This is a genomic window from Deltaproteobacteria bacterium, assembly GCA_009692615.1.
GTDB lineage: Bacteria > Desulfobacterota > Binatia > UBA9968 > UBA9968 > DP-20.
The window spans coordinates 1-25,940 of sequence record SHYW01000054.1 but is presented as its reverse complement, the minus strand read 5'-3'; the positions used below and the strand labels follow the sequence as shown (position 1 = coordinate 25,940).

General features: G+C 56.5%; 26 protein-coding genes. 20 read left to right on the top strand and 6 right to left on the bottom strand.

Annotated features, from left to right (window positions below; translation table 11 throughout):
- Positions 1-49: 49 nt before the first annotated feature.
- The gene (locus tag EXR70_14190; GenBank protein ID MSP39634.1) at positions 50-1,054 is read right to left on the bottom strand and encodes a hypothetical protein; all 1,005 of its coding nucleotides are present in this window, start codon (positions 1,052-1,054) and stop codon (positions 50-52) included.
- 121 nt (positions 1,055-1,175) lie between these two features.
- Here EXR70_14190 and EXR70_14185 point away from each other — a divergent pair, with 121 nt between their 5' ends.
- The 8 genes from EXR70_14185 (at position 1,176) to EXR70_14150 (ending at position 11,129) form a co-directional block, all read left to right on the top strand.
- Entirely contained in the window at positions 1,176-2,375 is a 1,200-nt protein-coding gene (locus EXR70_14185; GenBank protein MSP39633.1) for a hypothetical protein, read from the top strand.
- Positions 2,376-2,515: 140 nt separating this feature from the next.
- Positions 2,516-3,544 carry an extracellular solute-binding protein gene (locus EXR70_14180; protein ID MSP39632.1) on the top strand — a complete coding sequence of 343 codons (1,029 nt, stop codon included), beginning with the start codon at positions 2,516-2,518 and terminating at the stop codon, positions 3,542-3,544.
- Positions 3,545-3,620: 76 nt separating this feature from the next.
- Positions 3,621-5,372 (top strand): iron ABC transporter permease, encoded by a 1,752-nt coding sequence (locus tag EXR70_14175; protein MSP39631.1) that lies wholly within the window; start codon positions 3,621-3,623, stop codon positions 5,370-5,372.
- Between the two features lie 118 nt (positions 5,373-5,490).
- Positions 5,491-6,573 carry an ABC transporter ATP-binding protein gene (locus tag EXR70_14170; protein ID MSP39630.1) on the top strand — a complete coding sequence of 361 codons (1,083 nt, stop codon included), beginning with the start codon at positions 5,491-5,493 and terminating at the stop codon, positions 6,571-6,573.
- Positions 6,551-8,785 (top strand): CoA-binding protein, encoded by a 2,235-nt coding sequence (locus EXR70_14165; GenBank protein ID MSP39629.1) that lies wholly within the window; start codon positions 6,551-6,553, stop codon positions 8,783-8,785. The genes EXR70_14170 and EXR70_14165 overlap by 23 nt, the downstream gene beginning before the upstream one ends.
- A gap of 174 nt (positions 8,786-8,959) precedes the next feature.
- Complete coding sequence (locus EXR70_14160; protein MSP39628.1) at positions 8,960-9,229, top strand: type II toxin-antitoxin system prevent-host-death family antitoxin; 270 nt, start codon at positions 8,960-8,962, stop codon at positions 9,227-9,229.
- On the top strand, positions 9,226-9,651 hold the full coding sequence (locus EXR70_14155) for a PIN domain-containing protein (GenBank protein MSP39627.1): 426 nt from the start codon (positions 9,226-9,228) through the stop codon (positions 9,649-9,651). The genes EXR70_14160 and EXR70_14155 overlap by 4 nt, the downstream gene beginning before the upstream one ends.
- A gap of 293 nt (positions 9,652-9,944) precedes the next feature.
- Complete coding sequence (locus tag EXR70_14150) at positions 9,945-11,129, top strand: toxin-antitoxin system YwqK family antitoxin (protein ID MSP39626.1); 1,185 nt, start codon at positions 9,945-9,947, stop codon at positions 11,127-11,129.
- Between the two features lie 40 nt (positions 11,130-11,169).
- On the opposite strand, the gene EXR70_14145 is transcribed toward EXR70_14150, so the two are convergent.
- The 4 genes from EXR70_14145 to EXR70_14130 all read right to left on the bottom strand — a co-directional run bounded on the left by EXR70_14145 (position 11,170) and on the right by EXR70_14130 (position 14,288).
- Positions 11,170-12,153, bottom strand: coding sequence for an ABC transporter substrate-binding protein (locus EXR70_14145; protein ID MSP39625.1), 984 nt, complete (start codon positions 12,151-12,153; stop codon positions 11,170-11,172).
- Between the two features lie 60 nt (positions 12,154-12,213).
- Positions 12,214-12,840 carry a hypothetical protein gene (locus tag EXR70_14140; GenBank protein MSP39624.1) on the bottom strand — a complete coding sequence of 209 codons (627 nt, stop codon included), beginning with the start codon at positions 12,838-12,840 and terminating at the stop codon, positions 12,214-12,216.
- Between the two features lie 2 nt (positions 12,841-12,842).
- Complete coding sequence (locus EXR70_14135) at positions 12,843-13,565, bottom strand: hypothetical protein (protein ID MSP39623.1); 723 nt, start codon at positions 13,563-13,565, stop codon at positions 12,843-12,845.
- A 123-nt stretch (positions 13,566-13,688) separates the two neighbouring features.
- Positions 13,689-14,288, bottom strand: a complete 600-nt coding sequence (locus EXR70_14130) for a LemA family protein (protein ID MSP39622.1) — start codon at positions 14,286-14,288, stop codon at positions 13,689-13,691.
- Between the two features lie 179 nt (positions 14,289-14,467).
- On the opposite strand from EXR70_14130, the gene rplU reads away from it, so the two are divergent.
- The 9 genes from rplU (at position 14,468) to EXR70_14085 (ending at position 22,806) form a co-directional block, all read left to right on the top strand.
- Positions 14,468-14,782 carry a 50S ribosomal protein L21 gene (gene rplU / locus EXR70_14125; protein ID MSP39621.1) on the top strand — a complete coding sequence of 105 codons (315 nt, stop codon included), beginning with the start codon at positions 14,468-14,470 and terminating at the stop codon, positions 14,780-14,782.
- Positions 14,783-14,795: 13 nt separating this feature from the next.
- On the top strand, positions 14,796-15,053 hold the full coding sequence (locus EXR70_14120; GenBank protein MSP39620.1) for a 50S ribosomal protein L27: 258 nt from the start codon (positions 14,796-14,798) through the stop codon (positions 15,051-15,053).
- A 173-nt stretch (positions 15,054-15,226) separates the two neighbouring features.
- Complete coding sequence (gene obgE, locus EXR70_14115) at positions 15,227-16,282, top strand: GTPase ObgE (GenBank protein ID MSP39619.1); 1,056 nt, start codon at positions 15,227-15,229, stop codon at positions 16,280-16,282.
- Positions 16,248-17,384 (top strand): glutamate 5-kinase, encoded by a 1,137-nt coding sequence (gene proB, locus EXR70_14110; protein MSP39618.1) that lies wholly within the window; start codon positions 16,248-16,250, stop codon positions 17,382-17,384. The genes obgE and proB overlap by 35 nt, the downstream gene beginning before the upstream one ends.
- Before the next feature lie 7 nt (positions 17,385-17,391).
- On the top strand, positions 17,392-18,657 hold the full coding sequence (locus EXR70_14105; GenBank protein ID MSP39617.1) for a glutamate-5-semialdehyde dehydrogenase: 1,266 nt from the start codon (positions 17,392-17,394) through the stop codon (positions 18,655-18,657).
- Positions 18,658-18,805: 148 nt separating this feature from the next.
- A complete protein-coding gene (locus EXR70_14100) occupies positions 18,806-19,462 on the top strand; it encodes a nicotinate-nucleotide adenylyltransferase (GenBank protein MSP39616.1) in 657 nt (218 codons plus the stop codon).
- A gap of 22 nt (positions 19,463-19,484) precedes the next feature.
- A complete protein-coding gene (gene rsfS / locus EXR70_14095) occupies positions 19,485-19,883 on the top strand; it encodes a ribosome silencing factor (GenBank protein MSP39615.1) in 399 nt (132 codons plus the stop codon).
- A 49-nt stretch (positions 19,884-19,932) separates the two neighbouring features.
- On the top strand, positions 19,933-21,477 hold the full coding sequence (locus EXR70_14090) for a 2,3-bisphosphoglycerate-independent phosphoglycerate mutase (GenBank protein ID MSP39614.1): 1,545 nt from the start codon (positions 19,933-19,935) through the stop codon (positions 21,475-21,477).
- Between the two features lie 303 nt (positions 21,478-21,780).
- Positions 21,781-22,806, top strand: coding sequence for an extracellular solute-binding protein (locus tag EXR70_14085; GenBank protein ID MSP39613.1), 1,026 nt, complete (start codon positions 21,781-21,783; stop codon positions 22,804-22,806).
- Positions 22,807-22,829: 23 nt separating this feature from the next.
- Here EXR70_14085 and EXR70_14080 read toward each other — a convergent pair whose 3' ends face one another.
- Positions 22,830-23,570, bottom strand: a complete 741-nt coding sequence (locus EXR70_14080; protein ID MSP39612.1) for a creatininase family protein — start codon at positions 23,568-23,570, stop codon at positions 22,830-22,832.
- 17 nt (positions 23,571-23,587) lie between these two features.
- Between EXR70_14080 and EXR70_14075 the strand changes: the two genes are divergently transcribed.
- Genes EXR70_14075 through EXR70_14065 form a run of 3 tightly spaced genes read left to right on the top strand, consistent with a single transcriptional unit; the run spans position 23,588 to position 25,754 of the window.
- On the top strand, positions 23,588-24,463 hold the full coding sequence (locus EXR70_14075) for a ComF family protein (GenBank protein MSP39611.1): 876 nt from the start codon (positions 23,588-23,590) through the stop codon (positions 24,461-24,463).
- Positions 24,464-24,482: 19 nt separating this feature from the next.
- Positions 24,483-25,064: a methyltransferase domain-containing protein gene (locus EXR70_14070; protein MSP39610.1), complete on the top strand. Its 582-nt coding sequence runs from the start codon at positions 24,483-24,485 to the stop codon at positions 25,062-25,064.
- 42 nt (positions 25,065-25,106) lie between these two features.
- The gene (locus tag EXR70_14065) at positions 25,107-25,754 is read left to right on the top strand and encodes a DTW domain-containing protein (GenBank protein MSP39609.1); all 648 of its coding nucleotides are present in this window, start codon (positions 25,107-25,109) and stop codon (positions 25,752-25,754) included.
- Positions 25,755-25,940: the final 186 nt, after the last annotated feature.

Here is a 25,940-nt window from a genome sequence, read left to right as displayed (position 1 = left end):
CTCAGGACATGCTTTGCGAGAGGATAATCCGAACCCGAGAGTCGTAGCGTCAGCGGGCGATGGTTTTGAAGTAGCCGGATTTTTCCATCTCATTGTAGAATGTCGGGTCGATGAATTCTTCCGGCTTGGCTTCGCGCGCTTTGGCGTCCTTCTCGCCGAGCTGGGCTAAGATGGTTTCCACCGCCTTGTATGGCAGGTGCGGCGGGCGCTCGATGAATGTGGTGGCGAAGGCGAAGGCGGATTCCAAGCCTTCGCGGTCGTCGGTCTTGGTGTATTTGCCGATGACCTTCATGGTGAATTCCTTGTCGCGATAGAGCCGCTCGACGCCTTCGCTATAGGCCATCATGAAGCGGCGCACGGTCTGGGGATCCTTTTTGATGAACGAGCGCGTCGATACCAGGCTGACGGTGGGATAATCAAGGCCGACGGATTTGAAATCGACGAGCTGGTGAAAGCCGGCTTTGGCGGCGCGGTAGTTTGCCGGCGAAGACAGTACGCCGCCCTGGACGCTGCCGCCGACCATGGCGGCGACGATTTGTGGCTGGCCGCCCATTTGCAAAATCTTGATATCGCGGTCCGGCTCCATGCCCCATTTTTTGATCAGATAGCGAATCGAAAAGTCCGTCGACGAACCGTAGGTGGTGATGCCGATGGATTTGCCTTTGAAATCCTCCGGCCGTTTGATCGATGGATGGACGTAGACGTAGAACGACGGCACGTTGACCAAACCGCCAATGATGACGATGTCGCCGCCAGCCAGTGTTGCATTCACGACAGTGCCGCCGGCCAAAGCGACGGGAAATTCCCCGGCGATCACCGCTTGGGCGACTTTGGTGCCGCTGGCGACGTATACCGGGTCGACGTTGAGGCCGTGCTTCTCGAAGATGCCGGCTTCTTTGGTGACGAAGAACGACGATTGCGTCGCGCTGACGGCGCTGTAGGCGACGGCGATGCGTTTGATTTGCGCGTCGGAAGTGCGGGCGAAACCACACAGGACGAGTAAGACGAATATCAGTAGCTGTTTCTTCATCATGAGCTCCGGCGTCTTTCGCATTCGTTGGGTGTACTTAGCACACTGTCCGTTCGCTGACTACTAGCCGAATACTGATTGACAAGCGCGCGCTCGCGCCATTATAAGAACCCAGCCTTCGATAACTATTCACTGGAGTAAATGCATGAGTGCTGAAATCGCCGCGATGCAAGCCAAGAGCGAATGCTTCAACATGCGGGTGATCGGCCACCATGACTTGAACGGCCATGGAGACGGCATGCAACTGGTCAAGCATGGCCGCTATATTTACTTGGCGCATCTCGGTACCTCGCCGATGGCGCTGAGCATTCTCGACGTTGCCGATCCCAGCGCGCCGCGGTTGATCACGCAGATGCCGCATGCGGCGAATACTCACGCGCATAAAGTGCAGATTGTCGGCGATATACTGATACAAAATCAGGAGCGGCCCTACTTCGACAAATCGGTTCCCGATAGCGTGCCCAACGAAGCGGGCATCAAAGTTTATTCCATCGAGAAACCCACCGAGCCGCGCGAGATCGGCTATCTTAAATTGCCCGGCAAAGGCGTGCATCGCATGTGGTTCAGCGACGGCAAGTACGCCCATGTCGGCGCCTATCTGCCGGGGATTCGCGAGCGGGCTTATTTGATCGCGGATATTTCTAATCCGACGAGTCCGAAAGAAGCAGGGCGCTGGTGGATTCCCGGCACTAAGGATGGCGAAGACACGCCGGCGGATTGGACGCCGTTCGCCGGCGAACATTTCTACGTTCATGGCGCGGTGCCGCACGGCGAGCGCGCCTACGTCGCGCTGGTCGATGCCGGCATGGCGATCCTCGACATCTCCGACATCGGTAAACCGAAAACGATCAGCCACATCGACTGGAGCCCGCCCTTCGGCGGCTACGCGCACACGACGTTGCCGCTGCCAGGAAGAAAACTCGTCGTCGCAGTGGACGAATCGGTGAAATACGACTGCAAAGAGGGTGAAAAGCGGGTGTGGATTATCGACATCCGCGAAGAGCGAAATCCGGTGATCGTCAGCACCTGTCCGGTGCCGCAAGGCGATTTTTGCAGCCGCGGCCTGCGCTTCGGCCCGCACAACGTGCACGAGAACCGGCCGGGGTCATTTCAAAGTGAAAATATTATCTTTGTCACCTACTACAACGCCGGCCTGCGTGTGTTCGACATTCGCAACCAGTATCGACCGGAAGAAGTGGGCTACTTCATTCCGCCGGCGCCGGAGGGACAGAAGGCGCCGATGTTCAATGACCTCTACGTCGACACCGACGGGCTGATTTATGTGACCGATCGGATCAAAGGCGGCTTGTACGTGCTGGAATATACCGGGCCGAAGATTCAATGAGGGATTGGCCGCAAAGAACGCAAAGAGCGCAAAATTAAAAAAAGGATGATTCACCGCAGGGAAGGATTCGGCGAGTTATTACGATAAACGATCTTATCGCGCGGAGTCGCGATAGGTTTTCGAAACGCAAAGGAGTCGATATGAAAAGTTTTCTCGTTTGCTGTCTGCTGGTCATTCTCGCGCTTAGCCGCGGGGCCAACGCCGGCGCCGCTCCTATCGACGAGTTGATCAAAGGCGCCAAGCAGGAAGGAACCATCGAGTTTTACGCGCCGTCAACGTTGACACCTCAGGGTGCCCAGGCTTTGAGCGCGGCGTTCAATAAAAAATACGCCGTCAACGTCAAGATGCAGTACAGCCCTTCGGGCAACATGACGCGCGACATCGGCAAAGTCGTCGGTCTGGGGGCCAGCGGCGTGCCGCCGGAGTGGGATTTGATGGTCGTCACCGACGCCCACCATGCGACTCTCTGGGTCAAGAAGATGCATCAAGCCTTCGACTACAAGAGCGTCGGCGTCGACCCCAAAGCGATTCAATATGACGGAGGCTCGGTGAGCTTCGCCAATCAATTCGTTTTGCCGGCTTACAATAAAAAGTTGGTGTCGGCGAAAGATATACCCAAGAGTTGGGAAGATCTGTTGAACCCGAAATGGAAAGGCAAGATCGGCGTGTCGAGCGCGACCCATCACATGGCGCGCTTGGCGGTTGGCCCTTGGGGCGAGGAGAGGACGACGCATTTTGTCAAGGAGTTGACCAAGCAAGATTTGATTCTCGGCCGGCTTGGCGAAATCTACAACCGCTTGCTGTTGGGTGAAATCGTCGTCGCGGTGTCGTTGAGCGACAGCGAGGCGAAGTCGGACAAGAACAAAACCGCGCCGGTGGTTTTCGCCGAAGCGGTGTCGCCGCTGATCGCGCCGGCCTATCATGCCGGCGTGCCGAAGAACGCAGCCCATCCCAAGGCCGGCCACCTGTTCGCGGCATTTCTCGCGACCGCGGAGGCGCAAAAAATTTGGGATAAGTATGCCGGCCAGACTTCGGTGCTGATCCCCGGCACGCCGGCGCATAAATATGTGCAGGGGAAAAAAGTCGTCTACATCAATCAGGAGCACGCAGAAACCGTCGACCGTCTGTCGCGCGAGTACGGCAAGATCTTTGGCTTTACCGGTCTATAAGTTTGGGGGGCGAAAGATTTTTCGCCCCTACAAGGCCGTGCAAAAATCGCAACCGGAAGAACCGTAAAAGAATACCGTGGCCAATGTAAAGGCGGCAGAATTGAGCGCGCTGGGCGGCGCGACGCGGGAACGCGTTGGGGGCATCGACTGGTTCGCCGGCGGTTTATTAACACTGCTTCTCGTCATGGTCGGCGTGCCGCTGGTGATGGTGGTGCTGATGAGCCTGCGCACGGGATTTCCCGGCGAGGGCGGGCCGCTGACGCTGGCCAACTTCGCCGCGGTTTATAGCGCGCCAAGCACCTACAAAATTCTCCTCAACACATTGATGTTCGCCTGCGGCACGGTGGTCGTGGCTCTGGCCTTCGCCGTGCCGCTGGTGTGGCTGCTCAACCGCACCGACATTCCGTTCAAAAATACTATCTATGTTTTGATGACCGTGGGCATTCTCGTGCCGGTGTTTCTGCGCACCATCGCGTGGATTCTTTTGCTAAGCCCGCGCATCGGCTTGGTCAACCAGTGGGCGATGCAATTGTTCGGTCTCGACGAACCAATTATCAGTCTCTACAACATACCCGGCATGGCGTTTATTCAAGGCGTATCGTTCGTGCCGTCGGCGTTTTTCATGTTGGGCGCGGCGTACCGGACCATGGACCCATCTCTCGAAGAGGCGGCTTATACTGCCGGGGTCAGCAAGCTGCAAACTTTTCTGCGCATCAACGTGCCGATCACCTGGCCGGCCATCGCCGGCGTGATGGTTTATTTATTTATGTCGGCCATCGCCGTGTTCGAAGTGCCGGCGATCATCGGTTTCCCGGCGCGCATACTGGTGCTCAGCGCGTCGATTTTCACATCGACCAATCCGCCCACCGGTCTGCCCAACTACGGCATCGCCGGCGCCTATGGCGCGGTGATGCTCGCGGCGGGTCTGCTGCTCGCTTATTTTTACGTGCGCTTGGTGCAGCATGGCAAAAAATACACGGTGATCACCGGGCGCGGTTACCGGCCGCGCGAGATCGCATTGGGAAAATGGAAATGGGCGGCGCTGGCGTTTTCGTTCTTATATCTATCGATGGAAGTGTTCATTCCGTTTCTGGTGCTGCTCTGGGCTTCCTTGCTGCCGCACTTGCAATTGCCCTCCGCCGAAGCCTGGGAACAAATCTCGCTCAACAATTTCGCGACGATCTTCGATTTTGTCGACGCGCTGCCGTTCATCAACACGGCGATTCTGATGATCGCGGTGCCGACCGCGACGATGGTGCTGAGCGTGCTAGTTTCCTGGATCGTCGTGCGCACCCAGGTGAGCTTCCGTGGTTCGCTGGACACCATGGCGTTTTTGCCGCACGCGATTCCGAGCATTCTTCTCGGCGTCGGGCTGGCCTATTTGAGTCTCGCCTACCGAGTTTATTTTCCGATTTACGGCACCGTCATCATCATCGCGCTGGCGCACACGATCTCGTGGATCGCCTACGGCACGCGCACGACCAACGGCGTGATGATCCAAGTGCACCGCGAGCTGGAAGAAGCGGGCAAGGTGGCGGGCGCGTCGACGGCGCGCGTGCTCGGCCGGATCGTCTTGCCGCTGGTGGCGAGCGGCATTTTCAACAGCTGGATTTGGATCAGCATGCTCGCCTATCGCGAAGTGACCATGGCATTGACCCTGGGCACGCGCAAGAACGTCGTCATCTCGACCATCGTCTGGCAGTTTTGGGGCAGCGGTTGGGTGCCCCAGGTCGCGGCGTTGGGCGTGATTCTAGTTTTGTTCGCCGTGGTAGTCGTCGGTCTGTTGAAATTCATCTTTGCTCGAATCGGTGAAGTCGAGTTGGGATAGTGAGGGCGAGGCGTTGAGCGCGATTCTAGATTTCAAATTCCAGATTCAAAATTTTTCCATCTGATCAAATCTGAAATATGGAATCTGTAATCTGGAATTTCGAGCGTAGCGAGGATCCATGATCAGCATCCGTGGTTTGCGAAAATGGTTCGATAGCCGGCGTGGGCGCGTCGAAGCGCTGCGCGGCATCGATTTGGAAATCGCCGAGAAAGAATTCTGCGTACTGCTCGGCCCGAGCGGCTGCGGCAAGACTACGACGCTGCGCAGCGTCGCCGGATTGGAAAGGCCCGACGCCGGCGAATTAGAAATCGACGGCACGTTGGTAAATTCTCCGGCGCGCGGCGTCTACGTGCCGACGGAAAAGCGCGACATCGGCATGGTGTTTCAGTCCTACGCGATCTGGCCGCATATGAACGTCTTCAACAACGTCGCCTTCCCGCTGATCAAAGGCCGGCGCAAGATCGCCAAGGATCAAATCGCTCCCAAAGTGCGCGCGGCATTGAAGCTCGTTCAACTCGACGGTCTTGAAGACCGGCCGGCGACGGACTTGAGCGGCGGCCAACAACAGCGCGTCGCCATGGCGCGCGCCATCGTGACCGAGCCGAAAATTCTTTTAATGGATGAGCCGCTCAGCAATCTCGACGCGCGCTTGCGCGAGCAGATGCGCGTCGAGCTGAGAAAAATTACTAAAGCGGTGGGCGTGACGACGCTCTATGTCACCCACGATCAAGCGGAAGCGCTGAGCATGGGCGATCGGGTTTGCGTGATGAACCAAGGCGAGATCATTCAAATCGCCCAGCCGCAGGACATTTACGCAAAGCCGGCGAGTTTGTTCGTCGCGCAATTTGTCGGCGAGATGAATTTCTTCAAGGGCGAAGTCAAAAGCAAAGACCGCGTCGATTGTCCGCTTGGCGCGATGGCGGTCGCGGTGCCCGATGGCATGGCTGCCGGAACCGGCGTGACGCTGGCGATTCGCCCGGAGCATGTGCAGGTTTCGCCCGCGCCGAGCCACGGGGTTACGACGAAGCTCGGTAAAATCACCAGTAAAAATTATCTCGGCGACGCGGCATTGTTGGAAGTTGAATTGAACGGCGTGACGCTGCTCGTCAAGCTCGCCGGCGACACCGAAGTCGCCGTCGGACAGAACGCGGCCGTCGAGTTTCCGGCGCAGCGTTGGCATGTGTTTGCTGAACGAGGATGATTTAACCGCAAAGAGCGCAAAGGGCGCAAAGAAGAATCGGAATTGTAAGGGGCAACCCCCTGTGGTTGCCCTTCCGACTTCACCGCAGCAATTCTTGCAGTCACCTAGGGTCTATGACATAGCATTCCAATCTCTTACATTAGAAGGAAATTACATGGCAACTTTCACGGCGAAACCGGTTGGAAATTTACTCCGCGCCAAGTCGGTGGCGATTATCGGCGCTTCACAAAAGGGCGCATGGCCCCAGGGGATTTATCGCAATTTGAAAGGCGCGAAATATCCCGGCGGCGTCTATCTGATCAATCCCAACTATCAAGAGCTTTACGGCGACAAGTGTTATCCGAGTCTCGCGGCTTGCCCGGAAGTTCCCGACGAGTTGCTGATTCTCATTCCAACCCGCGCCGTGCTCGGCGTGCTCGAAGAAGCGGCGAAGTTGGGAACGCGCTCGGCGACGATTTACACCGCCGGCTTCGGCGAGGGCGACGACGAAAAAGGCAAAGAGCGGGCGCAGCAAATGCGCGAGCTGTGCGACAAGAGCGGCATGGTGATCTGCGGGCCCAACTGCATGGGTTCCTATTCCGTCGGCGAAGGGTTGTGGACCTTTCCCACCGTGACGCCGCTGCTAAAAAAAGGTCCGGTCGGTTTAATTTTTCAGAGCGGCGGCTCCCTCGGCAACTGGATCAAAGGCGCCACCGAGCGCGGCATCGGCTTCTCTTACGCGATCTCTAGCGGCAATGAAGTGAGTTTGGATCTGGTCGATTATCTTTCATTCTTGATCGACGATCCTGACACCAAAGTGATCACGCTGATGATCGAAGGTATTCGCCGCCCCAACGAATTCATGGCGGAGGCGGAGCGAGCTTTGCAAAAAGGTAAACCTATTTTGGCCGTGAAACTCGGTCGCTCCGAGATGGGCAAACGCCAAGCGATCTCGCACACCGGATCGTTGGCCGGCGCCGACGAAGTGTTCGACGCCATGTGCAAACGCTTGGGCATCATTCGTTGTCCGACGTTGGAAGACATGACCGAGATCACGCTCGCTTTCATGCTTGGCAGATTTCCCAAGGGCAGCCGCGCCGCGATCGTGGTCAACTCCGGCGGCATGAAAGGTTTGATCTGCGATCACTGCGAAGACTTGAACACCAACTTGGCGCAGTTGAGCGACAAGACCAAAGAAGCGGTGCGCCCGCTCATTCCACCTGAATTAGCCGTCGAGAATCCGCTTGAATGCGGCGTCGCCGGTTTTGGCGATGAAGCGGGCTTCATCAACATCGTTAAACTGCACGCCGAAGATCCCGGCGTCGATCTGCTGGCGATCCACGGCGAACTACCGCGCGGTCAGACGCGGAATGCCGATTTATTCAAAAGCGTGCTCGAATCGACCGACAAGCCGGTGCTGGCCTTCGGCCGTTCCACTTATAGCTGCACCGACGAGAGCCGAGCGTTTCAGGAAGAAGCGCGCATGCCGTTCTTGCAAGCGATCAAGCCGACGTTGCGCGCGTTGGCGGGATTGGGTTTGTACGGCGAACGGAGAATTGCCGGCGTGCCAAAATTGCCTGAGCCAAACGGCAACCCGGCGGTGCTCGAAGGCGAGATGTTGAACAAGCTTTTGCAGAGCAAAGGCATCGGTCTGCCCAAGCAAGCGCTGGCGGATTCGGCGGCGGACGCGGCGGCGCGGGCGAAGGAAATAGGTTTTCCGGTGGCGCTAAAATTGATCGCTGCCGATGTCGTGCACAAAACCGAGTCCGGCGCTGTAGTGCTCGGCTTGAAGAACGCCGATGAAGTGCAAGCGGACGGGCAGAAACTTTTAGCGAAAACTTCCGGCAAGGCGCAATTGCTTGTTCAAGAAATGGTCCAGGGAACTGAAGTATTGATCGGCGCCCGCACCGATCCGCAGTACGGGCCGTTCTTGATGGTCGGTCTTGGCGGCATCTTCGTCGAAGTTTTGAAAGACGTATCGATACGCTTGCTGCCGGTCGACGAAAAAGAAGCGCGCGCGATGCTCAAAGAGCTGCGCGGTTACAAAGTTTTGGAAGGCGTGCGCGGCCAAGGCCCGCGCGATATCGATGCGCTGGTGAAAGCGATGGTCGGATTGTCGGAGATCTTCGCGGTGCATCGCAATTCACTCTCGGACATGGAAATCAATCCGATCATGGTGCGCGCCCAAGGCGGCGGTGTGGCGGCGGTGGATGTACGGTTGGTGCGGAAGTAGGAAGATTGACCGCACCCTTCGTCGGTGCTCAGGGCAGCCGGGACGCAAAGGGCGCAGAGATAGATTGGGTTTCGTAGGGGCGTATGGCATACGCCCTCCGAAGAATCCGCCGGTGCTGGACGGCTTTGCTATGTAGCCATGTGATTTGTATAATGACGCCACAAGGAGGAGCGTATGATCACTGTTGGCGTTAGAGAACTAAAAAACAAACTGAGCCACTATCTCCGTAGCGTGAAACAAGGACGTCCCGTTGAGATCACCGAACGGGGCGAATCGATAGCGATGCTGGTGCCTCCTAGGCAAAGTTCGAGCGCTCAAATCGCCGAAGCGCTTATTCGCAAAGGAATCGGCTCGTGGAAGGGGGGTAAGCCAAAGGGAGCCTCAAGGCGGGTGACCGTAAAAGGCAAACCCGTTTCGCAAATTGTCATCGAGGAGCGCCGGTGATTCTCTATCTGGATACCAGCGCTCTGGTGAAGCTGTATGTGCCCGAAACGGACAGCGCTACGATAAAACAACTGGTCGATGCCGCCGAAATGCCTTCAACGTCGCGCATCGCTTACGTCGAAGCGCGAGCTGCGTTTGCTCGGAAGCGCCGAGAGCAAGCGGTGACCCTACGAGACTACCGAACCATTGTTCAGGATTTCGACAATGACTGGGAAACCTTTTTCATCGTCGATGTTTCGGACGTCCTTATAAGACGCGCCGGCCAATTAGCCGAAACATTCGGACTCAGAGGTTACGATGCAGTTCATCTTGCTTCCGCCGTGATTGTTGGCGAGCAGGGGAGCCAGGCGGTGACGTTTGCTTGTTTTGATGAAAAGCTTTCCCGTGCAGCGCGACGACAAAGCCTCACTGTGTTGTCGTAATACATTACGTTTCCTGAATTGCGACAATATGTAGCGCTGGCTCACTGTCGGTCTCGTATCAAGCGCGGGCAGGATTGTCCGTGCTCCTTTCAATCGATCCTGCCGTTTGCACGAAAGGTAGCGCGGAGTAAAAATATGAGTAGTTCCCGGTTTTATCCATCCAGCGACTCTGGAGAGGGAAGCGGGCAATGAAAAAGTATGCCCTCGGTTCACTCGGTCTGATCCTGGTTCTCACGTGCGCCGCCGTCCTCGTCCTTGCCTTTGGCAATCCTCAGTGGCACAAACGCCTCTACATGTTTCAGGCATTCGTATTTCCAAAACATGTTGATGGGCGCATCGCGCCGCGGAAGGACTTTAGTGGACTGTGGATCATGTGGAATGAAATCGGCGGCAAAGTCGCCGAGCAAGACTACAAAAGTGGATTGTTGGATGGAAAAGAGACCGTGTGGTTAAGCAATCAGACAAAATACGAGAAGCACTATAAAAAGGGGGAACTCGACGGGGCGGAAACCTATTGGGACGCAAACGGTCTTGTGTCGACTGTAAACAATTTCAAAAATGGCAAACTACACGGCACTCGAACGACGTATTTTAAAAACGGTAATAAGGAAGTCGAGGAGAATTACGTCGACGGCAAACGCGACGGCAAAACAACGAGTTGGTACGAGAACGGGCAAATAAAGGCGGAAGAGCTTTTTAAAAACCGCTATCGCTATGGCCTTTGGACCTACTGGAAAGAAGATGGCACCAAGGAGAGCGAGACTAATTGGACCGCGCGTTTTGACAAAGGCGAGAGAGCCTTTGCGGGCCCTTTGGATGAAGATGAAATCGATGCCGCCTTGCAATCCCGACCCAATCGTCAGGAAGATGAGCTGCCGGCTCTGGTCATTGGAGTTCACCTGTTTTGGCGCAGATACCCGGAATTCAAGGCGCTCGAAAACATTCGGAACAATTCGCTTGTTAAGCTTATTAAGAACATGGAAAAGGCGGGAGTCCGTTTGGCGTTTACACACCTGCCGTTCGTTGTGCAAAATGAAATCGCGGGGGCCTTCGTCGGTTTTTCTAAAACCCAGACTAAATCGCTTGAGTATTCGGATATCCCATACGAAAGCATTCTCTTCGTCACAACTCCCGTCGCGTCGTACGGCAATCGCGTGCTGGTGATTCTTGGATCGGTCAGTCCTCAGCAATCGACGATCTTTTCCGTGGATGGGCAATTAGACGTCACGCCGCTATACAGTTCACAGACGCCGATCAAGTATAGCGATGGGAACGCTACCAACCTGGGCGCAATCAGCGGCATTCGTGTGGTCGAATCTGGCTTGTTTCAGCTCGCGGAGAGATGGAATCATCATGGCGGATTACCACCAACAATCGAGAGGCAGTTTCTTGTCGATGTTCGGCGCGGAAAGTTTGAAATCAGCGCCATGCCAAATCCAACGGAACAAATTGGCAATTCGAAGCGCCAATCTCGATAGAATTGGTGGATCTGTCAAGCGGCGCACCGAGCGTTGTTCGCTACTTCAGCTTCTTCAAAAATCCTTCGTCGTCGATCGCTTTGACGATACTGCCGTCGACCATCGACGCGGCGTCGTATTTTAGAACTTCGGGGCGGCTGCGGCCCATTTCGTTCAAGATCGTCTTCATGCCTTCGAGCGTGGGATAGGGCATGTCCGGGATCGCGTTCTTCAAGTATGCGTGCGCGCTGTCGAGCGTGGTGAGATCGCTCTTGGCGTATTTTTTCAGGATCGCCAGGGTCGGCGCTTTGTTGTTCTTGAAAAAATGGATCGCTTCCACCGTGGCGCGGCCGAAGCGCATCATGGCGTCGCGCTTTTCTTTGAGCAGCTTTTGACTGCTGATCAAGCCGCTGTGCGGGTAGGGGATCTTTTTGCTGGCGAGATCGGCGACGACTCTGAGTCCCATCTTTTCCGCTTCTTCCCGTTCCGTCGTGCTGATGATCGTAAAGTCGGCTTGTTTTTGCTGCATCATAATCAAGCGCAAATTGGTCGCACCGACGACGCGCAAGTTTACGTCCTTGTCGGGATCGAGGCCGATGCTTTTGAGACCGAGACGGATGGCGAAATCCGCGGAGGTGGCCGCGGTATGGTTGGCGCCGATTTTTCCTTTCAGCTCTTCGATTGTTTTGATGCTGGGCTGCGCGACCAAGTAATACGGCAGAAAAACTTCGAAGCCCATCATCATACTCACATCGGCGCCGCGCACTTTGGCGCTGGCGACCGCCGGGCCGGTGCCGGCGACGACGTGAAGCTCACCGGCAAACAACGACATGAGCGCCTTAGGCGTGCCTTCGATGTAGATGACGTTCACGTCGAGGTTATGCTTTTTGAAGATGCCGGCTTCTTTAGCTATCCATAGCACCGACGACGAGCCGGCGTTGGGCGAGATGTAAGCGAAGTTGAAGCGATCTTGGGCGCGAGCCGATTGGGCGGCTGCGCTTAGCAAAACGAAAACGAAGGCGAGCAAAATATTTTTCCGACGCATGGATGGTTCGATCCTTTCGCGATGAATTGAGCGGAGAATAGCCGAAAGCCGCCGGTAGCGCTACTTGGTGACGAGGCGATTGGGCAGCTCGTCTTTGTCATCGGCATGGCGCGGAAAATGTTCAGCGAGAGTGGTGCCGCAACGAGCGATCGCTTGGCAAAATGCATCGCAAGCGTTGCCCGACTTGAGTCCGTCGGCGAGAATTCTTACGACTTCATCCCAAGTGCCGGCGTTGACTTTTTGATTGATGCCGCGATCGGCCAGCACGTGGACGCGCCGTTCGAGCAGAGAGATTAGAATCAGTATCCCGGTGTGATCTTTGGTGTAGTGAAGCCCCTGTTCGGTGAACGCTGCCAGGCAAGTTGTGTGCACGGCTTGGGCGATACGACTTTGCGATGCCAGCAAGCGTTTCACCGCTGCGATGCGGCTCGTGAGAAAACCCATCAAAGCGCCGACCACCGGCCAGAGATTCAAAAACGGCGAGGCCCACGGATCGCTCCAAACGCCTTCGGCGATCATGCCGATGAACAAACCAACGATGACGCCCAACAGTTCGACTTCGGTGTAGCGCGCCGAGGAGGTCACGATCATCGGCACGATCTCGCCGGCGGTCTTCGACTCGGCCGCGATCACGGCTTGACGAATGCGTTCTTGTTCGGCTGCGGTGAAAAAGTTTGCCGCTTTCATGATTACCAACTATCGGAGGAGCCGCCGCCGCCAAAGCTGCCGCCGCCGCCGCTAAATCCACCACCGTCGGAGCTTCCTCCGCCGGAAAAACCGCCACCGCCAAAGCCACCGGGGCCGCCCCAGATTGTTGGCCCGCGCCGGCCGCGGGTGCCCCACAAATTATTGTTATTGCCGCGGCGATTTCCCGACGAGGCCGCCGCCATCAGGCCGAGGATCGCGAAGGTGATCGCGAGCATGGCGGTGGAATTGATTTGGAAGCCGCGCTGTCGAGTTTGCTTGCGCGCCGACTCTGGCAGCGGTTCTTTGCGCAGTAATTTATCGACGGCGCCAATGCCCGCGACGATGCCGCCGGCGTAATCCTGCTGGCGAAAATGCGGCACGATGTAGTCGGCGTTAATCCGCTTCGCCATGGCATCGGGCAGCAATCCTTCTAGGCCGTAACCGACTTCGAGCCGAAGCTTTCGGTCTTTCACCGCGACAATCAAGATAACGCCGTTGTCGAATCCTTTCTTGCCGATCTTCCAATTCTCAGCGACGCGGATGCTGAACCCTTCGATGTCTTCGCCATCCAATGTAGGGATCGTCAGCACCGCGACTTGATGACCGGTGTCGCGTTCGAGCTGGGCCAGTTGAGCTTCCAATGATTGAGCTTGGTTGGATTGCATCACGCCGGCGTAGTCATTCACCCGGCCGCGCAGGGCGGGGATGTCGAGGGCGCTAGCCATGGAATGGAAAAAGAGGAATAGAAAGCTAAGCAGGACCAGACCGTGCGGTGTTCGGCGAACGCCGCAAAGCCTGACATGATGTTTGTCGTTGAACGTTTTCAGTGGAGCATTCCGCGCCGTTAGTTAAAACTTCACCTGCGGCGGCTTTTGCGCCGCTTCGTCGGCGGTGAAGTTTTCGCGTACTTTCATGCCGAGCAAATACTGCGCGGTCAGGCTCGAGGGAAAGAAGCGAACCTTCTTGTTGAATTCGACAACCGACTTGCCATAGCGGCCGCGGGCGACGGCGACGCGGTTTTCCGTGCCTTCGAGCTGAGCCTGGAGATCTCGGAAGTTTTGGTTGGCTTTCAAATCGGGATACTGTTCGGCGACTACCAATAACCGTGAGAGCGAACCGGAGAGGTTGCGTTGGGCCTCTTCGAATTTTTTAAACAGCGCAGGGTCGCTGAGCGCGTTGGCGTCGAGTTTGATCGAGGTCGCGGCGCTCCGCGCTTCGATGACTTTTTGCAGTGTCTCCTGTTCGAAGTTGGCCGCGCCTTTTACGGTGGCGACTAGATTCGGCACCAAGTCGGCGCGCCGTTGATATTGGTTCTGGACTTCCGCCCATGCGCCTTTCACCTCTTCATCCAAGCCCTGAAGATCGTTGTAGCCGCAGCTGGAGATCGATAGCAGCGTGACCAGTCCTAATGCTACGATGAGACTAGAGTTGCAAAATAATTTTCGCATCGGTGTGCTCCCAGTTTTTTAGGTTGTTATTCGTCGCGAGACTCATCTGACGGCTATTGTCGATTAATCTAAGAAGTCTGTTTGGGTTTGGCAAGGGGCCGTCTCATTTCCGCCTAAGTAGCCGCTTTGGTTGACTTCGGCTGTTTTTTACTTTAAACAATACCCTTCGGGAAAATCCTATGAAATACGCAGTCATTAGAACCGGCGGTAAGCAATACCGCGTGTCCGAGGGCGATGTTGTCAAGATCGAAAAGCTCGCCGGCGAAGTCGGCGAGAAGATCACCATGGACGATGTCCTTTTCGTCGGTGGCGACGGCGAAGCTAAAATTGGCGCCCCTTTAGTTACCAATGCGAAGGTCACCGGCGAGATCGTCGGCCAAGACCGCGCCAAGAAGATCCTCGTGTTCAAGAAAAAGCGCCGCAAAGGCTACATGCGCCGGCAAGGCCACCGGCAATATCAAACCGCTTTGAAGATAACCGCGATCGACGCGTAGTTGAGGAACTAGGATGGCACATAAAAAAGCAGGCGGCAGTTCGCGCAACGGGCGCGATAGCAATGGGCAACGACGGGGCGTGAAAGTGTTCGGCGGGGAGACCGTGCGCGCCGGCAATATTTTAGTCCGCCAACTCGGCACCAAGATTCACCCGGGCAAGAACGTTGGCATGGGCCGCGACTACACGTTGTTCTCGTTGATCGACGGCGTCGTGAAGTATGGGCGGCACAGCAAGGTCCGCAAAAAAGTCGAAGTCCTACCGGCTCAATAACTTTCGCTGCCGCAATCGATAAAGCCCCGGAAGGGGCTTTTTTTTTGCCCGGGAGAAGCGGATGATGGGACGAGGCAGAATACAGAAGTCAGAATTCAGTAGTCGGAAGTTGTGACACGATCATTGCGATCCGAGTTTGCTTCTGGATTCTGACTCCTGGATTCTATTTTGACATGAAATTCATCGACGAAACCAAGATCCGCGCTATCGCCGGTAACGGCGGGCCGGGTTGCGTCAGTTTTTATCGCGCTAAGTTCGTTCGCCGCGGCCCGCCCGATGGCGGTAATGGCGGCCACGGCGGCGATGTGATCGCTGAAGCGGACGGGCAACTGGCGACGCTGCTCGATCTGCGCTATCGCAAAGAATGCAAGGCGAGTCCCGGCAAACACGGCGCCGACGCCGGCTGTGACGGCCGGCGCGGCGACGATTACATCATCAAAGTTCCGGTCGGCACGTTGATTCGCGACGCTGCCACCGGCGAGCTGCTGGCTGACATGAAAACTCCCGGCGAGCGCACCGTGGTCGCTGCCGGCGGCCGGGGCGGTAAAGGCAACGCCCATTTCGCGTCGTCGACCAACCGTAGCCCGCGTTACTGTCAGCCCGGCGAGCCCGGCGCCGAGCGCGATCTGGAAATTGAGCTGCGCTTGCTCGCCGACGTGGGAATCATTGGCCTGCCCAATGCCGGCAAGTCGACATTGATCTCGGTGATCTCCGCGGTGCGGCCGAAGATTGCCGATTATCCGTTTACCACGCTGGTGCCCAACTTGGGCGTGGTGGGTTACGGCGAAGGGAAAAGTTTCATCGCCGCGGATATTCCCGGGTTGATCGAAGGGGCGCATCAAGGCCATGGCCTGGGCGATAAGTTTCTCCGCCATGTCATGCGCACGCGGGTGTTGGTGCATATGCTCGATGCCTCGTTGCTCGATGATAAAGATCCGTTGGCAGCGTGGAAGGCTATCAACCGCGAGATGGAGCTTTTCGATCCGGAACTGATCGGCAAGCCGCAGATCGTCGTCGCCAACAAAATCGATTTACCCGAGGGGCGGGAAAAGGCCAAGTTGCTGGGCAAGAAACTGCCCAAAACGTTTCGCCCGCTGCACGTCATCTCCGCCGCCACCACTGAGGGCGTGCAGGCGCTGGTTTATTTAATTGGCCGCAAACTGGATGAATTGAAGCAACAGAGCGAGAGCGATCATGAGCCAGCTGGAGCACAAGAAGCCAATCCTTAAACGGGCGCACCGGGTCGTCGTCAAGATCGGCAGCCAGATTCTTTCGTCGAGCGCGGGGATCGAGGAAAACCGCTTGCGCGGTTTGGTGCGCGAACTGGCCCTTCTGCACGAGCGCAAGAAAGAAATCGTCGTGGTCAGCTCCGGCGCGGTGGCCGCTGGCATGACGCGGCTTGGACGGACCGAACGGCCCAAGAGTATTCCTGAAAAGCAGGCGCTTGCCGCGGTGGGGCAAATCAAACTCATGGCGCTCTATGAGCGCGCCTTTTCGAAATTCGACAAATGCGTCGCCCAGGTGCTCTTGACCGCCGACGATCTCGCCAACCGTCAGCGCTACATCAACGCCAAGCATACGTTTGAAATGCTCTTGGAGTCGTCGATCATTCCCATCGTCAACGAAAACGATACCGTCGCCGTCGAAGAAATGAAATTCGGCGACAACGATCATCTATCGGCGCTGGTGGCGACGTTGTTGGCCGCCGATCTGTTGGTCATCTTGAGCGATGTCGAAGGCGTCTACGACAAAGATCCGCGCGGCCATGAAGATGCCGCGCTGATTCCCTTGATTAGCGACGCGCGCGGCATGCGCCAAGCGATCGGCGGCGCCAGCATGAGCGCGCTTGGCACCGGCGGCATTGCCACCAAGTTGGCGGCCGCGGAAGAAGCCGCATTGGCGGGGATTCCCACCGTGATCGCCAGCGGCTTGCGGAGCGGCGTGTTGGGAAAAGTCTTCGACGCTAAAACCCAGGTCGGCACGCTGATCTTGCCGGAAGAGAACCGTTTGCCCAATCGCAAACATTGGATCGCTTACAATTTGAAACCGGGCGGCGAGTTGGTCGTCGATCAAGGCGCCTACGACGCGGTCGTGCAAAAGGGCAAGAGCTTGTTGCCGTCGGGCTTGAAAGAAGTGCGCGGTGTCTTCGGCGTCGGCGAGTGCGTGCGCTGTTTGGATCTCGCCGGCAAAGAGTTCGCCCGCGGCTTGGTCAACTATAGCGCCCAGGAGTTGAATCGGATCAGAGGATTGCATACAAGCAAGATTGAAAAAGTTTTGGGCTACAAAGCCTACGAAGAGATCATTCATCGCGACGATTTAGTGATACTGTGAAACGTCCATGTCGGATCAAACGCTAAAACAAGAAGCCCTGCGGCTGGGCAAGCAGGCGAAGATCGCCGCGCGCCTGTTGGCGCCGTTGTCGTCGGCGGAAAAAAATCGCGCGCTGACGCTGATGGCCGACAAGCTCGAAGCCCAGAGCGCTTTCTTGATCGAAGAAAATAAAAAAGATTTAGCATTCGCCCAAGCCAACGGTGTGTCGAGTGCGGTGCTCGATCGCATCGCGCTCAATTCAAATCGCGTCGGCGCGATGGCGCAGGGCTTACGCGATGTGGTCGCGCTGCCCGACCCGGTGCGCGAGGTCGTCAAGATGTGGCGCCGGCCCAACGGCTTACAGGTGGGCCGCATGCGGATTCCGCTGGGCGTCATCGGCATGATCTACGAAGCGCGTCCCAACGTGACGGCGGACGCGGCGGCGCTCTGTCTCAAATCCGGCAACGCGGTGATTCTGCGTGGCGGCAGCGAAGCGCATCATTCCAATCAAGCGATCGGCGCGGTGCTGCGCCAAGCCTGCGCCGAGACGCGCGTGCCGGCCGATGCCGTGCAAGTGGTTCAGCTCAAGGATCACGCGCTGGTGACCGAACTGCTGCAATTGGAAGAGTATATCGATCTGATTATTCCGCGCGGCGGCGAGGAATTGATCCGCGCCGTGGTGGCCAATTCGAAAATCCCCGTGATCAAGCATTACAAAGGCGTGTGCCATGTTTATGTCGACGCCGATGCGTCCCTGGAGATGGCCGAGAAGATTTGCTTCAACGCCAAGGTGCAGAGGCCGTCGGTGTGCAACGCCATGGAGACGCTGCTCGTTGACGAAGCGATCGCGGCTAAGTTTCTCCCTTCGATGTTCGCCAAGTATCGAGCTGCCGGCGTCGAGATTCGCGGCTGCGAAAAGAGCTGCGCGCTGGTAGCCGGAATCAAGCCGGCGTCGGAGGAGGACTGGTCGGCGGAATATTTGGATTTGATTCTCGCCGTGCGCGTGGTCAAAGACATGGACGACGCGATCGCGCACATCGAAAAATACGGCTCGGAACACACCGAAACCATCGTCACGAACAATTATCAGAAGTCCCGCGAGTTCATCGATCGGGTCAACTCTTCCGCGGTCATCGTCAACGCCTCGACGCGCTTCAACGACGGCGGCGAGCTGGGCTTGGGCGCCGAGATCGGCATCAGCACAAGCAAGATTCACGCTTTTGGGCCGATGGGATTGGAAGAGTTGACGACTACCAAGTTTATTGTCTTTGGCGACGGTCAGGTTCGCGAATGACGAATCTACCAATCGCAATTCGACCAAATGGCTCTTATCTAGCGTCTTGCGTCTTAGGTTTGGAGTTAACGCCAGACGCCAGACGCCAGACGAAAAACCTTTTTCCCAATTCAGCCCATCGCATGCCGAAAGGTCGCTTCACGTTCTAATGAAAATCGGCATTTTCGGCGGCACCTTCGACCCGATTCATTGGGGCCATTTGCGTAGCGCCGAAGAGGTCGGCGAAACTTATCGCCTCGATCGAGTGATTTTTATTCCGGCTTCGATGCCGCCGCATAAAAGCGGCCAGACCACGACGCCGGCGCAGGACCGTTTGCGCATGGTGCGTTTGGCCGTGGCGCGCAATCCGCGTTTCGCGGTCTCGACCGTAGAGCTGGCTCGGCCCGGCTTGTCGTATTCCATCGATACCATTCGTGAGTTCGCCGGCAAATTGAAGAAAGGCGACTCGCTCTATTTCATCATCGGCCTGGACGCCTTTCGGGAGATCGGCACCTGGAAAGATTTTGGCGAGATTTTTTCTTTGTGCAACTTCATCGTCACCTCGCGGCCCGGTAGCAAAGAGCACAACCCTCTCAAAGGCACCGGCGTTGCCGTCAAAAAACTCTTTTGTTATGATTCCAAGCGTAACAATTTTCTGCATCGGAGCGGCACACGCGTACACTTTATCGAGCTAACCGACATCGCCATCTCAGCTTCGGAAATCCGCGCCTTGGTCCGGCAAAGGAAATCGATTCGTTATTTAGTCCCGTCGGCAGTGGAAACGTTCATCAAGCGGCGCGGCCTCTACGCCGGCCGGCAGGCATAGCGGTGTCACCGTGAAAAAAAATATTAGCTCTTGGGATAAAACTCTCCTCCTGGTTCGCGCCGCGCTGGACCGCAAAGCCTGCGACTTGACCGTCTTGGACGTTCACGCGCATACATCCATCGCCGACTATTTCATCGTCTGTTCGGGCCGCTCGGACCGCCAGGTGCAAAGCATCGCCCAGGGATTGGAAGACGACGGCATCGAAGAAGGATTCAAGCCCTTCGCGGTCGAAGGGACGCAACGCGGCCATTGGCTGTTGATGGATTTTTCCGACGTGATCGTGCACATCTTCTACGAACCGGTGCGCCAGTTCTACGATCTCGATGGCCTGTGGGGCCATGCGCCACGCGCGAAACTTCCCGATGCTTACGCCAAAATGATCCAACAGTTTCAAACCGCCGACGAAAACTTGTCGCCTTAAAATTGCTTTCTCACTCGCGGTAGAAAAGCCCCAGTGAAAGGACATATCCTTGAGCAGCACTCAGCCCGTGGTTGTGATTATCTTAGACGGCTTCGGCATCAATCCGCGTAAAGAATTCAATGCCATCGCCAACGCGACGACGCCCCATCTCGACGCGTTGCTGCGCGATTATCCTAATTCAAGACTCTCCATGTCGGGCGTCGATGTCGGTCTGCCGGCGGGCCAGATGGGCAACTCGGAAGTGGGCCACATGATCCTCGGCGCCGGCCGGGTGGTCTATCAAGACTTGACGCTGATTCATAAAGACATCGACGAGGAAACTTTTTATCACAATAAAGTTTTGTTGGACGCGCTGCGTAAGACCAAAGCGACGAGCAATAGATTGCACGTGATGGGGCTGCTCGGCGACGGCGGCGTGCACAGTCATCAGCTACACTTGGCGGCGATCTTGGAAATGGCCAAGCGCGAGCAGCTCGACCAAGTGTTTCTCCATCTGTTTCTCGACGGCCGCGACACGGCGCCCAATAGCGCCGAACAGTTCATGGTCGATCTGAACGGCAAGTTGACGCAATTTCCCAACGTGAAAATCGCCACCGTGAGTGGCCGCTATTATGCCATGGATCGGGACAAACGTTGGGACCGGGTCGAGAAAGCTTACGTTTGTCTGACCCAAGGGATCGGCAACCAGGCGCCGTCCGCGTTGGATGCGATTCGCGCCAGTTACAAAGCAAAGATCACCGACGAATTCGTCCTGCCAACAGTTATTACCGACGTGGCTCCCGATGGGCTCATGCGCGACGGCGACGGCGTGATCTTTTTTAACTTTCGCGCCGACCGGGCGCGGGAATTGTCGCGCGCTTTGATGGATGGCGATTTCAACGATTTCCCGCGCCAACGCTACGTTAAACTGGCGAGCTACACGACCATGACGCAATATGACGAAACATTTAACTTTCCCGTCGCCTATCAGCCGCGCGAGATTCGCAAAATTCTTGGCGAAGTGGCGAGCCAGGCGGGGGTGAAGCAATTGCGCATCGCCGAGACCGAGAAGTACGCGCATGTGACTTATTTCTTCAACGGCGGCGAGGAAAAAAAATATCCCGGTGAAGAACGGATTCTCATCCCGTCGCCCAAAGATGTCGCGACCTACGACTTGAAACCGGAGATGAGCGCCCGGCCGCTGACCGAAGCGCTGGTAAAATATTTGCGCGAGCAAGATGTCGGTATGGTGATCGCCAATTACGCCAACGCCGACATGGTCGGCCACACGGGCAACTTCGAAGCTTCGGTCAAAGCGGTGGAAGTGATCGACGAGTGTTTGGGCAAAGTGGTCGACGCCGTGCTCGGAAAAAAAGGTAAAATCATCATCACCGCCGACCACGGCAACATCGAGCAGCTCATCGACTACGACACCGGCATGCCGCACACGGCGCACACCACCAATCTGGTACCGGTGATTTTGATCGATGAAGAGCATCGTTACTGCCGGCTCAATCAAGGCACCGCGATCGATGTCGCGCCGACGGTCATGCAGCTTCTCGGTTTGCCTCAGCCAGTGGAGATGACGGGCAGGTCGCTGATTCTTGATTCCTAGCTTTCTGGTGTCCCGTTTCTCGTTGCCAGCGCATTTCGCTCGAAATTCAAACCGTTTTCGATCGAGTCGGCTCGGCTTTATGGCGCCGAATTCATCTTCAACGTCGCCGGGCCGTTTCAATTATCCCATTGATTGGCCGTTGCCGCTGACATTCATGCCTGCGGCGCGCCGATTAACGAATGTAGCCGAACCTTGAAGCGCACCGGAGCCCAGGATGTCTACGCTATGACCTTGGCAAAAACCAGCTGAGTTTGATATTCCCAATCCGACTCGATCTAAAACAGTCTTGCCGTGGAGGTCCCCATGAAAGCCCAAATTCAAGTGTTGCGCTTTGCGATTGTCTCTTTGTTGGTTTTCGGAGTCAGTCTGATGCCTGCGCACGGCCAAGCGAAAGCGATTATCGAGGGAGCTAAGAAGGAAGGCAAAGTGACCATCTATGGCTCGCTCCAAGAAGAAGTCATGAAAGAGGTGTTGGGTGGCTTCGAGAAGAAGTTTCCCGCGATCAAGATAACCTACTGGCGGGCCTCGACGACCGCCGTGATGGAGCGGGCGATTGCCGAATTTCGTCAGGGAAAGGTGGGTTGGGATGTTTTCTTTACCGGCGTCGACGCCATGGAGATCATGCGTAAGGACGGCATGTTTCTCAAATATCAGACCCCCGAAAGTAAGAACTTCGACAAGCAGTTTCACCACCCATTTTTCAGTCCCAACTACCGCAGCTCGATCATTGGCTTTGTCTACAACACGCGTTTGGTCAGTGCCGCTGAAGCGCCCAAATCTTATTGGGATTATGTCGATCCCAAGTGGGACGGCAAGACCACCATGTCCGACCCGCTATCGCACTCCTCGATGGTGCGCTGGTTGGCGAGTTTACATCTTGTGCTCGGCGATCGTGCGAAAGAGGATGAGTATGTCCAGCGGTTGGCGGCGAGCCGGCCGTTATTGCACCGTTCCCTAACTCCGGCGGTGGAAGCGATCGCTTCCGGGGAAAAGCCGATCGGAATCGCCTACATCAAATACGTCTGTGACATGGGGAAGAACGGCGTCCCGCTCGACTACGTGCGTCTGCCGGCTTACCTGGGAGAAACCAATTATATCGCGGTCGGTTCGAAGTCCGCCAATCCGAACGCCGCCAAGCTATTTATTGATCACTGGTACAGCAAAGAGAGCATGGAAGCGCTGGCCAAGGATTGTGAGTTCGTCAATCTGCGCGGTGTCGCGCCACCGCTCAAAGATGCCAGTGCTATCAAATTCGTGGAATCGATTCAGCGAAGCGAGAGCGAATACAAACAGCTGGGCGAAAAATACGGCAAGATTTTTAAGAAATAGCGCGGACGGCTGCAGCGATCTTTCTAGTGATGCTGCTGTTGTAGTGCCCGCATGGCTTTCTCCAGGGCGTCGAGGGCGCCATCGTAGAGTTTCTTGCCGATCTCCGCAGTCGCCGCCGAGGGCATGCCGATGACGCCCGGAATCGAGTGCTCTTTCATGTTGACGTAGCGCTTAATGCCGGTTGTCGGGCCGGGTGCTTCGATGCCTAGCTCGCCCTGGGGAATTTCTTTCTGATTCACAAGATGTGGCGCCAAGTAAAGCATCAAGGATGTTTCCAGCTCGCCGGAGTGGCCCATGCCAGTGGATTTAGTTTTTTTCAGCGACTTGACTAAGTCAGGCACGAGGTCCCAATAGGCTAGGGTATTGACCGTTAGTCCGAATTCGACGAAGAGCTCCTGCCCCAAGACCTCTAAGCTCGAACGGTTACCGCCGTGGCCGTTGAGCAATACGATTTCACGGAATCCATGGTGATGCAGCGACGCGCAGACGTCGTGCAGCAGATCGATGAAGACTCTCGCGCGCAGTGTAATTGAGCCGGGATAGTCCATATGATGTGCCGAGACTCCCGTCCAGATGGACGGCACTAGAAGGATTTCCGGCATGCGCTTTTCGAGCTCTTCGGCGATACGTGAGGAAACGTGAATGTCCACCGAAAAGGGCAGGTGCGGTCCATGCTGTTCCATCGAGCCGACGGGAATGACGGCAACAGTGTTCTCACGGTTTAGCTGTTTTACTTCCGGCCAATGCAATTCGGCGAGCTTCATGTTGATCTCCCAAGTTAATGATTACGTCAGCTATCATGGCCGTATGTTCCCCGTCAATTCGGAGATCGGCCGCCGGTTTTTTGCTTTCCCAGTTGGAGCGCGGATTTGATAGACTGGGGTGCGTTATGGAACTTGCGGCAAGACCAAACTTTTCCGAGCGCTTCGATTGGCTGATCGACTGGCTTTATCCGCCCCGCTGCCGCGCGTGCGCGGGAAGGATCGACGGCCGGGACGCGGAGTTTTTCTGCACTCCTTGTTGGGAACAGATTCAACTGGTGGCCCACCCATTGTGTAACGTTTGCGGCCGGCCGTTTCTCGATGCCAGCGGCGACGATCACACTTGCGGCGTTTGCCTGGAGCGGCCGCCGCGTTTTGCCGCGGCGCGCGCTTGGGCCTGTTATCCGAGAGAAGAGTTGGCCGAACATCCGCTGCGCCAAGTGGTGCAGAAATATAAATACGGCCGCAAGGTGTCCCTTGGCAAGCCGCTGGGCCGGCTGCTGGCGCGCGGCTGCGGAGAATTTCTCGCCGCCTGCCAAGCCGATCTGATCGTGCCCGTGCCGCTGCATACGAAAAGATTGCGCTGGCGCGGCTTCAATCAATCTCTATTACTGGCCAAACAAGTTGGCCGCGCCTATGGATTGCCGGTGGACCCGTTCATTCTCCAGCGCGCCAAAGAAACGCCGCCGCAAACCCAATTGCCGGAAGATGAGCGGCGGCGCAACGTGCGCGGCGCCTTCGCGCTCCATCCGGACAAGTCGGTTAAAGGCAAAATCGTTTTGTTGGTCGACGATGTTTATACTTCCGGTGCGACGGTGAACGAGTGCAGCCGAACGCTCAAGCGCGGCGGCGCCAAGGAAGTCTACGTGCTCACGTTGGCGCGCGCGGTTTACTAAACTGCCGATGGAGTAAAGCATGTCTAGGGACGATGAAGTTAGATGGGATACGCAGCATGCGCAGTCGCAGGTTGGCGAGGAGCCGGCGAGCTTTTTGCGCCAGATGATCGAAGCCGATGCTTGGCCGGTGCCGCGCGGGCGCGCGTTGGATCTGGCCTGCGGCAAGGGGAGAAATGCGCTTTATCTTGCTGAGCTGGGCTTCGAAGTCGTCGCCATGGATATTTCCAGTGTCGCATTGGCGGCTGGACGAAGCCACGCCGAAGCGAAACGATTGACCATCGATTGGCAGCAGGTCGATCTTGAGCAAGTTCATCTCGGCGCGGCGGCGTATCAACTGATCGTCAGCTTCAATTACTTACAGCGCTCGCTGATGCCACAAATTAAGCGAGCGGTGAAGATTGGCGGTTACGTTATCTACGAAACCTATTTGATCGACCAGAAAGAAATCGGCCAGCCGAAAAATCCCGCTTACCTGCTGGGCCATAACGAGCTGCTCAAAAGCTTTGACGACTTTCGCGTTCTCTCCTACCGCGAAGGCAAGTTTCCCGATGCCGGCGGCGGGTCGTTTCGCGCCGGTATCGTCGCACAAAGGCTGGGCTGAACTATTTCAAATTTGATTCCTATCGAAACGGTTGGACCGCCAATGACGCCTTTTCAGGTGCCGAGCGAGTATCGGTCTTGCTGTTGGCGCTGCCGCCGGCCGCTGAGCGGTTGCTACTGCCCGCTCATCCGGTCGTTCGCATCCGAGCCGCGCTTTATAATTCTAAGCCAGCCGCGCGAAGCGAAGCATCGCCTCGGCACCGGCCGCATGGCCCATCTGTGTTTGAATAACTCGACACTCAACGAGGGCGTCGATTTCAGCTCTGACCGGCGCGTCAATCAGGTGATCGACGATCCAAAGAATTTTTCTGTGGTGCTTTATCCCAGCTCCGATTCAATCAATCTCTCGAACTTGAATCGTGGCGAACGCGCGGCTCTATTCCCGCGGCGGCAACAGCTGGTGGTCTTCGTTCTCGACGGCACTTGGAAGAGCGTGCGTAAGATGATCGGTTTGAGCGAAAATTTGCGCCGTTTGCCGACGGTTAGTTTCACGCCGGTGACGCCATCGAGCTATCGCATCCGGCGCCAACCGCGGCCGCAGTTCTATTCGACCATCGAAGCGATCCACCAGGTCATCGATCTATTCGCCGTAGAGAGCGACGGCAACGCGCGGCCCCATGACAATTTGCTGGCGGTCTTCGCGGCGCTGGTTGACCGCCAATTGACCTACACACCTCAATCCGCCGCTTAGTTCCTTGCACGTCACTTTAACGGACCTGGCAGCCAAGTTCGTGTCGTGGCAACGTCAATATGTCATGTTAACAGCAACGCGATTATGTCAGGGTAGTGCGTTGGGTTGAGGTCGTAAGTTAGAAACCTGGCCATAGCGGAACCCCACCTTGTTGGAGTTGGTTCGATATAGGCCAAGTGTGTGCGT

What these genes read in the sequence shown, in the direction of transcription:
- EXR70_14170 (MSP39630.1), top strand. Translation starts at nt 5,491, where the DNA reads ATGATCAGCATCCGTGGTTTGCGAAAATGGTTCGATAGCCGGCGTGGG.
- EXR70_14130 (MSP39622.1), bottom strand. Translation starts at nt 14,288, where the DNA reads ATGCGAAAATTATTTTGCAACTCTAGTCTCATCGTAGCATTAGGACTG.
- EXR70_14160 (MSP39628.1), top strand. Translation starts at nt 8,960, where the DNA reads ATGATCACTGTTGGCGTTAGAGAACTAAAAAACAAACTGAGCCACTAT.
- rplU (MSP39621.1), top strand. Translation starts at nt 14,468, where the DNA reads ATGAAATACGCAGTCATTAGAACCGGCGGTAAGCAATACCGCGTGTCC.
- EXR70_14140 (MSP39624.1), bottom strand. Translation starts at nt 12,840, where the DNA reads ATGAAAGCGGCAAACTTTTTCACCGCAGCCGAACAAGAACGCATTCGT.
- EXR70_14180 (MSP39632.1), top strand. Translation starts at nt 2,516, where the DNA reads ATGAAAAGTTTTCTCGTTTGCTGTCTGCTGGTCATTCTCGCGCTTAGC.
- EXR70_14075 (MSP39611.1), top strand. Translation starts at nt 23,588, where the DNA reads ATGATTACGTCAGCTATCATGGCCGTATGTTCCCCGTCAATTCGGAGA.
- EXR70_14070 (MSP39610.1), top strand. Translation starts at nt 24,483, where the DNA reads ATGTCTAGGGACGATGAAGTTAGATGGGATACGCAGCATGCGCAGTCG.
- EXR70_14065 (MSP39609.1), top strand. Translation starts at nt 25,107, where the DNA reads ATGACGCCTTTTCAGGTGCCGAGCGAGTATCGGTCTTGCTGTTGGCGC.
- EXR70_14100 (MSP39616.1), top strand. Translation starts at nt 18,806, where the DNA reads ATGAAAATCGGCATTTTCGGCGGCACCTTCGACCCGATTCATTGGGGC.
- EXR70_14135 (MSP39623.1), bottom strand. Translation starts at nt 13,565, where the DNA reads ATGGCTAGCGCCCTCGACATCCCCGCCCTGCGCGGCCGGGTGAATGAC.
- obgE (MSP39619.1), top strand. Translation starts at nt 15,227, where the DNA reads ATGAAATTCATCGACGAAACCAAGATCCGCGCTATCGCCGGTAACGGC.
- EXR70_14165 (MSP39629.1), top strand. Translation starts at nt 6,551, where the DNA reads ATGTGTTTGCTGAACGAGGATGATTTAACCGCAAAGAGCGCAAAGGGC.
- EXR70_14145 (MSP39625.1), bottom strand. Translation starts at nt 12,153, where the DNA reads ATGCGTCGGAAAAATATTTTGCTCGCCTTCGTTTTCGTTTTGCTAAGC.
- EXR70_14150 (MSP39626.1), top strand. Translation starts at nt 9,945, where the DNA reads ATGTTTCAGGCATTCGTATTTCCAAAACATGTTGATGGGCGCATCGCG.
- EXR70_14080 (MSP39612.1), bottom strand. Translation starts at nt 23,570, where the DNA reads ATGAAGCTCGCCGAATTGCATTGGCCGGAAGTAAAACAGCTAAACCGT.
- EXR70_14185 (MSP39633.1), top strand. Translation starts at nt 1,176, where the DNA reads ATGAGTGCTGAAATCGCCGCGATGCAAGCCAAGAGCGAATGCTTCAAC.
- EXR70_14120 (MSP39620.1), top strand. Translation starts at nt 14,796, where the DNA reads ATGGCACATAAAAAAGCAGGCGGCAGTTCGCGCAACGGGCGCGATAGC.
- proB (MSP39618.1), top strand. Translation starts at nt 16,248, where the DNA reads ATGAGCCAGCTGGAGCACAAGAAGCCAATCCTTAAACGGGCGCACCGG.
- EXR70_14085 (MSP39613.1), top strand. Translation starts at nt 21,781, where the DNA reads ATGAAAGCCCAAATTCAAGTGTTGCGCTTTGCGATTGTCTCTTTGTTG.
- EXR70_14105 (MSP39617.1), top strand. Translation starts at nt 17,392, where the DNA reads ATGTCGGATCAAACGCTAAAACAAGAAGCCCTGCGGCTGGGCAAGCAG.
- EXR70_14190 (MSP39634.1), bottom strand. Translation starts at nt 1,054, where the DNA reads ATGCGAAAGACGCCGGAGCTCATGATGAAGAAACAGCTACTGATATTC.